We start from the raw sequence: 7,336 nt of genomic DNA, 5'->3' as shown, positions 1-7,336 counted from the left end.
CAGGGTCTACGGGGGCATTCCTGGGCAGACCAGCAAAAATCCTCATCCATTCCAATATAGCGGATTTGCTCCTGATACCATAAATATTTCTTGCCTGTTCCTTGGACACGGAACCGGAGAGAACTTCGCTTACAATTTTTCTACGTGCATTTTCGGAAAATTTTTCCAAATCCTTCATTTTGTCCGATTATAGGTTTACAATTTTCAATTAAATTGTGTCAACCTATTTCAGGACATGACCATCTGTGTAGATGCGTGGAATCTCCCGATAAATCGGGACAGGCTGTGAGAAATAAGTTTACTGGTGTTAAAACGGATAATCATATAAATTAATCTGATTATTCGCAATGATGCCAGCAACCTGAAATTCTTTGATGAAGTGGTCGGAAAACAGAAGATTGAAGACCTAAGCCAAAGATTAGAACAAGGAATCAAGCGCTTTAAGAGCTTGGTGAAACAAAGCTATAGCCTATTGTGGAAAGGCTGTGCCCTGGTACGCTGAGAATTTGAAGTTATATCTCAAGTTACATTGGGAGCTAATATAATTTGAAGAAGAATATGCAAATCAATAAAGCCCTTCTTTGTTCCCTTCTGAACACTCGGTGGATAAAAAGCAAACAGCTATTTACCCCTCCAAGAAATATGCTTGACCCTAAAAAATTATTCTTGGCCAATCAACGCCTTATATTCTTAGAAAAAAGACAAAAAAAAGGCAGATAGACCCTATCTGCTTTTTTCAAAATTAAATCAACCGCATATTTAAAATCTTATTGACGGGAAAATCAGTTATTTCACCAATAATTCCTTCGTCAACTTATTAAGTGCTTCCACTTTATATTCAAAATCTCCTTTTAAGGTATCCCTATATTCATGGATATTTTCAACCATCTCATTGATATCATCAGGAATTACCTCTTCCAAAAACTCTCTTAACCTTTTGGCTGTAGTGGGTGATTTGCCATTTGTACTGATGGCAATTTTCACATTGCCCTTGGTGACAATTCCACCTAGATAAAAGTCACATAATTCAGGAGTATCAGCAATATTCACAAGTAGGTTTCTAGCTTTCGCATCCACTTGAATCTGCTTATTTACCTCCTTGTCATCAGTTGCTCCGATAACAATATGTCTATTATTAAGGTATTTTTCCGCATAAGCATCTTCCACTAGAGAGATGTTTTCCTTTTCTCCAGCTATTTTCTTAATCTCATCGGAAATTTCCTTGGCTACGATGGTGACTTTAGCATTTGGACTGGACTTGAGTAAAAAAGAAAGCTTTTCCAACCCAACATTACCAGCCCCTACTATTAGGGTATTCAGCTGTGCTACTTTAAGGAACACAGGGTAAAGTTCATTCATTGTGTTATTGATTTTTTATGATAAGCACAATTCGAATGTTAATATATTAATAATATATCAATACTCTCACTTTATTTATGGAAAAAGCTAAATTTTTATAGCTTCTTGATAAATATTCATCAGTTTAGGGCTTTCCCTGACCACCTCTCCAATGATTATAATCGCTGGAGCACCAATACCACTCTCCGCTACCTTTTGTTCAATATTATGTATATGACCGACTGCTATTTGCTCAGCAGAAGTGGTTCCATTTTGAATCAAAGCAATTGGCATGTCCTCTTTTCCCAAGGCGGTAAATTCGTGGACAATTTCTCGAAGCTTTTTAGTGCCCATCAATATCACCAAAGTAGCAGTAGATTCAGCTGCAATTTTAATATCCCGGGACAATTGTCCAGAAGAAGTGGTTCCTGTAATCACCCAAAAGCTTTCTGACACCCCCCTTTTGGTGACTGGAATACCTTGATAAGCTGGCACTGCAACACTTGAAGTTATCCCTGGAACAACTTCCGTTTCTATCCCAAACTGCTGTGCATATTCAATCTCTTCGGCTCCTCTACCAAAGACAAACGGATCACCGCCCTTAAGCCGGACCACATGTCCGTACTTCAGGGCGTGTTCAACGATCATCTTATTGGTCCTTTCTTGAGGATTTAACTTGCTTCCCTGCCGCTTGCCTACAAAAACTTTGATCGCATTTGCAGTCGCATGCTTCAGCAAGGACTTATCTACCAGTGCATCATATAATATCACATCCGCCTTACCCAATGCCAATACCCCTTTTAGGGTGATCAACTCGGGATCACCAGGGCCAGCACCGACCAAAGTTAATTTTGGTGTGATTTTAGGGATCATGCTTCTACTTCTTTAGCTCTGTAATCACTAATAATATGATAAACTTTTTCTGCTTTAGCATAATAGGCTCTTGCAAAATCCTCAGTAGGCTCATTTTTCTGAAGCTCATAGACAATATCCGCAAAGCTTGAGCCCAAATCGATTTTACCTGTAGAGACAAAAATCTCATCAAACTGGCTTACAATATTCGCGTAAGAGTTGGCTGACTTTCCTTCAGAAATCATGATGGCCTTAGCTGCATTTACCAAAGTAGCATAAGTATGATAAATTCCATCTGACCATTTTTGATCATTCAAGCTATCTTCGGCATTGGCCAATTTTTCCCTAGCTTCCAAAAGTAGGGTAGCTACCAAGTCAATGACCACTCCAGCACATTCACCAACACCCACTGCTTTTACATATGGCTTTTCATTGCCCCAGTCGATATAATCAGCATCAACGACATCATCTGTACTTGCCAATGGCTTTAACTGCTCATAGAAGTACATTTGTCCCTGACGGTCATAATAATTTACAAATGCTTCGCCTTCCTCAGCATTTTTCTCAAAATCATCAAGGATAATTCTCAATGCTTGAGGAGCTCTTTTACTTGGGATTTTAATCACCTTATCAGCAAACCTTCCTTCACCATCCCCAAGGATTGCGCCTCCCAAAAGTACCTGAAGCGCAGGAATGACTGATTTGCCCACTTTTATGGACATACCCTGAAAGCCAATAGCCGCCATATTGTGCTGGCCACAAGCATTCATACAGCCTGAAATTTTTATGCTCAAATCCTTATTGAACATATGCTGTGGATATTCTTTGGCAATTACTTCTTCAAGAATATGGGCAGCACCAGTACTACTAGCAATTCCCAAGTTGCAAGTGTCAGTGCCTGGACATGCTGTAAGGTCGCCTAAGGTATTATATCCGAAATCAACAAAGTCTAGCTTTTGCAATTCCTGATAGAAGAAAGGTACTGCCGCTTCTTGAACATCCCTGATGAGGATATTTTGTCTCAGCGTAAGGCGAATTTCATCATTGGCATATTGGCTGACCAAATCAGCTAATTTTCTGGCCTTATCAGTATAAAAATCGCCTAAATGTACCTTGATACCAATAGAAACATATCCTCCTTGCTTCTGTGGAATCACATTGGTCTTCAACCATCTTTCATAGGCTTCCCCCTCAGGCGCTGCTACTTCCGGCACCTCAGGAGTGGCAATTTTATTTGATTCCTCGTAGGCTTTATAATCAATTGGATAAGATTGGAATTGTAGTGCTTTTTGCTCTTCCTCTACCAATCGCATGAATTCCTCAACACCAATTTCTTTGATAAGAAATTTCATTCTCGCCTTCATCCTCTTGGCTCTCTCACCATGTCGGTCAAAGATCCTTACTACTCCCTCAATAAATGGGATCAGCTTATCTTCAGCTAAAAAGTCTGTAATGATATCGGCATTTCTAGGTTGTGAACCCAATCCACCACCAAGCATTACTTTGAATCCCCTTTGCTCCTGGCCATCAACTGTCTTTATCTTTGGAATAAAGCCAAGGTCATGAAGATAGGACAAAGCAGAATCTTCTTCACTGGCAGAAAAGGCCATTTTGAACTTCCTACCCATTTCCTGGCAAATCGGATTCCTAAGCATATACTTAAATGTAGCATCTGCATATGGCGTCACATCGAAAGCCTCCTTGGGATCAATGCCGGCAGTTTCTGAAGCAGTGACATTCCTTACGGTATTACCACAGGCTTCCCTTAAGGTAACATCATCCTTTTCCAGTTCCGCCCAAAGTTCAGGGGTCCTGTCCAAGCTCACATAGTGAATCTGGATATCCTGACGGGTAGTGATGTGCAATCTCCCGGTAGAAAATTCATCTGAAACCTTACATATCCTGTGCAATTGCTTACCGTTCACCTTACCATATGGCAATTTGATTCGGATCATTTGCACTCCTGGCTGTCTTTGGCCATAAACTCCTCTGGCCAATCGAAGACTTCTGAACTTCTCTTCGTCTATTTTACCGTCCTTGAAAAGCGCAATTTTCTTTTCCAGTTCGATAATATCTTTTTCCACAACGGGATTTTCTATTTCTGTTCTAAAACTTTGCATAGTGGTTATTGAATTTGGTTTTGTGAATGAACCGAAAAAGGCTGAAAAATATCAGCCGGTTCTTTCTACTGGATGAATCCTACACTAGTTGTGTCATAGGAAGCTTCATCAATTAGAATGAAACTACCATTTGACTTACTGTCCATGTATGGATCAAAGTGAATGGGTTTGCTCAACCTAAAGTTCACTTTACCTATATCATTTAGTTTCAACTGCTCAGCAGCTTCCTCTCCGGAGAAATCAGTGTGTACCAAGCCTTCTATGCTGTCCACCTTGGCCAAAACCTGATTAACTCCATGCTGGAGGATATATTTAGCACCTATTCTCAATGGCTTACTGTTTACCTGGCAAATGGTAGCGGAAAGTTGCTTTTCAGATTTTGGCAACTCACTTGATTTCACCAGCATGTCCCCTCTGCTCACATTTACTTCATCTTCCAAGGTGATGGTTACTGAACTTCCTGCTACTGCTTCATCAAATTGCTGATCAAAGAATTCAATGGTTTTGATTTTGCTTTCGGTAAAAGAAGGTAAAACAGTCACATCATCCCCTACAGAAAGGCTTCCTCCATATAGTTTCCCTGCAAATCCCCTGAAATCATGATGGGTGTCCGTCTTTGGTCTTACCACGTATTGTACTGAAAACCGGGCCGTACCATGATCTTCCAATTCGTCAATTTCAAGATCCTCCAAGTACTCCAATAAGGAAGGACCTTGGTACCAAGACATTGTTTCAGACCCTGAAGCAATATTATCCCCATGTAGGGCACTCACAGGAATAAAAGTCACTTGATCTTCTGTATAATCACTTTTTTCGATCAAGGCCTCAAAATCCTTTTTGATATCTTCAAATACTTGCTGGTCGAATTCTACCAAATCCATCTTATTGATGGCTACGATTACATGCCCTACTCTTAGCAAGTTGTTGATAAAGAAGTGACGGTAAGTCTGCTCGATTACACCTTTTCTGGCATCTATCAAAATGATGGCCACCTGTGATGTAGATGCTCCTGTCACCATGTTTCGCGTGTACTCCACGTGACCTGGAGTATCCGCGATGATATAATTGGTTTTATCTGTATTGAAATAAATATGGGCTACATCAATAGTAATACCCTGCTCCCTTTCTGCAACCAAACCATCAGTAGCCAAAGAAAAATCCAAGTAATCGTATCCTTTTTGCTTACTGTTTCGCTCTATGGCCTCTAATTTATCTGTGGTCAGGGACCTGGTATCGTATAACAACCTTCCGATAAGGGTACTTTTACCATCATCTACACTTCCGGCTGTTGCAATATTGATCAGTTTTCTATTTTCAGTACTCATTGTCTTCTTTTTAATGGGATTTTTGATGCTTTCAAGTCCTGTTGGACCTTTCAGACTCGTTTTTTGAAATTCAAGAATGAAGCAAGGTCCTAAAAGTATCCTACCTTCTTCCTGTTTTCCATGGCTGCTTCAGAACGCTTATCGTCAATTCTGGCTCCTCGTTCGGAAATGGTACTTGCCCTGATTTCCTCTACGACTTCTTCCAAGGTCTCAGCTTCTGACAACACTGCGGCAGTACAGGTCATATCCCCAACGGTTCTGAACCTTACCATTTTCTCTTTCACCTCTTCAGTTTCCTCACGGTAAACATGCTCAGAAGCGGTCCAGATCATACCGTCTCTTTCAAAAATCTCACGCTTGTGCGCAAAATAAATAGATGGAATAGCAATGTTTTCAGTTTTGATATATTCCCAAACATCAAGTTCTGTCCAGTTGGAAATCGGAAAAGCCCTCACATTCTGTCCTTGATGGATTTTACCATTTAGCATATCAAATAACTCAGGACGTTGGTTTTTCTCGTCCCACTGGCCAAAGTCATCACGAACTGAGAATACACGCTCCTTGGCTCTTGCCTTCTCCTCATCTCTTCTAGCCCCACCGATACAAGCATCAAATTTATGCTTCTCTATCGCATCCAATAAGGTGGTGGTTTGTAATGAATTCCTACTGGAATAACGTCCTTTCTCTTCCTGAACCTTTCCTTGGTCGATAGAATCCTGCACCTTAGCAACAATCAATTCCAAGCCCAATTCTTCAACCAGCTGGTCTCTGAATTCAATGGTCTCTGGAAAATTGTGACCGGTATCGACATGGAGCAATGGAAAAGGAATCCTTGCTGGGTAAAAAGCCTTTTGAGCTAATCTTACTAGGGTAATCGAATCTTTACCTCCTGAAAACAGCAAAACAGGTCTTTCGAACTGCGCTGCTACCTCTCGGATAATTTGGATTGATTCGGCTTCTTTTGGATTAGGAACAAATATATTTTTCATGCTAGACATCTATTTTATATGTAAACCACATTCTTTTTTTGAACTTTCCCACCACCATCTACCGGCGCGTGGGTCTTCTCCCGGCTCAATTGCTCGGGTACAAGGGGCACAGCCTATGCTGACAAAACCCTTATCGTGAAGTGGGTTATATGGGATTTTATTTTCGTTAATGTATTGAAGCATTTCCTCCATGCTCCAATCCAACAAAGGATTAAATTTCATTATTTGGTTACCTTCATCCCATTCCAATTTACTCATGGAACTCCTGTTGGCACTTTGCTCGGACCTCAAACCTGTGATCCAAATACTGTTGCCCTCCAAGGCCCTTTTCAAAGGCTCAACCTTACGAACATAGCAACAGCTTTTTCTGTTTTCTGGAGATTCATAGAAACCGTTGATCCCTATATCGGCTACCAGTTTCTCCACAGAACTCGTATTAGGATAATAGGGCTTGATCTTTATCTTGTACTTGCTTTCTGTTCTAGAAAGCAAATCATAGGTTTCATAGAACAATCTCCCAGTGTCCAAAGTAAAAATCTGCACGGGCAAATTATTCTTTGCAATGATCTCAGTAATCACCTGATCTTCTTGCCCCAATGAAGTAGAAAACACAACTTTTCCAGGAAACAATTCGCACAGCTGCGCGATGGCTTCCTCAATTGAGGTATTCTCTATTCTTGCAGATAAGTCTTTAATTAGATTCTTCTTCATG

General features: G+C 40.6%; 6 protein-coding genes. All 6 read right to left on the bottom strand.

The features are described from left to right. Positions 1-786 precede the first annotated feature (786 nt). The 6 genes from H7U17_RS14265 to H7U17_RS14240 all read right to left on the bottom strand — a co-directional run bounded on the left by H7U17_RS14265 (position 787) and on the right by H7U17_RS14240 (position 7,335). Positions 787-1,359, bottom strand: a complete 573-nt coding sequence (locus H7U17_RS14265; protein WP_186757405.1) for a precorrin-2 dehydrogenase/sirohydrochlorin ferrochelatase family protein — start codon at positions 1,357-1,359, stop codon at positions 787-789. An 87-nt stretch (positions 1,360-1,446) separates the two neighbouring features. Next, positions 1,447-2,211 (bottom strand): uroporphyrinogen-III C-methyltransferase, encoded by a 765-nt coding sequence (gene cobA / locus H7U17_RS14260; protein ID WP_186757404.1) that lies wholly within the window; start codon positions 2,209-2,211, stop codon positions 1,447-1,449. Then, the gene (locus H7U17_RS14255) at positions 2,208-4,310 is read right to left on the bottom strand and encodes a HEPN domain-containing protein (RefSeq protein WP_186757403.1); all 2,103 of its coding nucleotides are present in this window, start codon (positions 4,308-4,310) and stop codon (positions 2,208-2,210) included. The genes cobA and H7U17_RS14255 overlap by 4 nt, the downstream gene beginning before the upstream one ends. A 65-nt stretch (positions 4,311-4,375) precedes the next feature. Next, positions 4,376-5,635 (bottom strand): sulfate adenylyltransferase subunit 1, encoded by a 1,260-nt coding sequence (locus tag H7U17_RS14250; RefSeq protein ID WP_186757402.1) that lies wholly within the window; start codon positions 5,633-5,635, stop codon positions 4,376-4,378. Between the two features lie 89 nt (positions 5,636-5,724). Then, positions 5,725-6,624, bottom strand: a complete 900-nt coding sequence (cysD, locus tag H7U17_RS14245; RefSeq protein WP_186757401.1) for a sulfate adenylyltransferase subunit CysD — start codon at positions 6,622-6,624, stop codon at positions 5,725-5,727. Between the two features lie 9 nt (positions 6,625-6,633). Further along, entirely contained in the window at positions 6,634-7,335 is a 702-nt protein-coding gene (locus H7U17_RS14240; protein WP_186757400.1) for a phosphoadenylyl-sulfate reductase, read from the bottom strand. Position 7,336: the final 1 nt, after the last annotated feature.

The organism is Echinicola salinicaeni (genome assembly GCF_014280965.1).
In the GTDB taxonomy this organism is placed as follows: domain Bacteria; phylum Bacteroidota; class Bacteroidia; order Cytophagales; family Cyclobacteriaceae; genus Echinicola; species Echinicola salinicaeni.
Note: the sequence above shows the minus strand (reverse complement) of the source record. Positions and strands in the feature narration are given on the sequence as shown.

Coding starts and splice junctions, on each gene's coding strand:
- cysD (WP_186757401.1), bottom strand. CDS start 6,624: ATGAAAAATATATTTGTTCCTAATCCAAAAGAAGCCGAATCAATCCAA.
- H7U17_RS14265 (WP_186757405.1), bottom strand. CDS start 1,359: ATGAATGAACTTTACCCTGTGTTCCTTAAAGTAGCACAGCTGAATACC.
- cobA (WP_186757404.1), bottom strand. CDS start 2,211: ATGATCCCTAAAATCACACCAAAATTAACTTTGGTCGGTGCTGGCCCT.
- H7U17_RS14255 (WP_186757403.1), bottom strand. CDS start 4,310: ATGCAAAGTTTTAGAACAGAAATAGAAAATCCCGTTGTGGAAAAAGAT.
- H7U17_RS14250 (WP_186757402.1), bottom strand. CDS start 5,635: ATGAGTACTGAAAATAGAAAACTGATCAATATTGCAACAGCCGGAAGT.
- H7U17_RS14240 (WP_186757400.1), bottom strand. CDS start 7,335: ATGAAGAAGAATCTAATTAAAGACTTATCTGCAAGAATAGAGAATACC.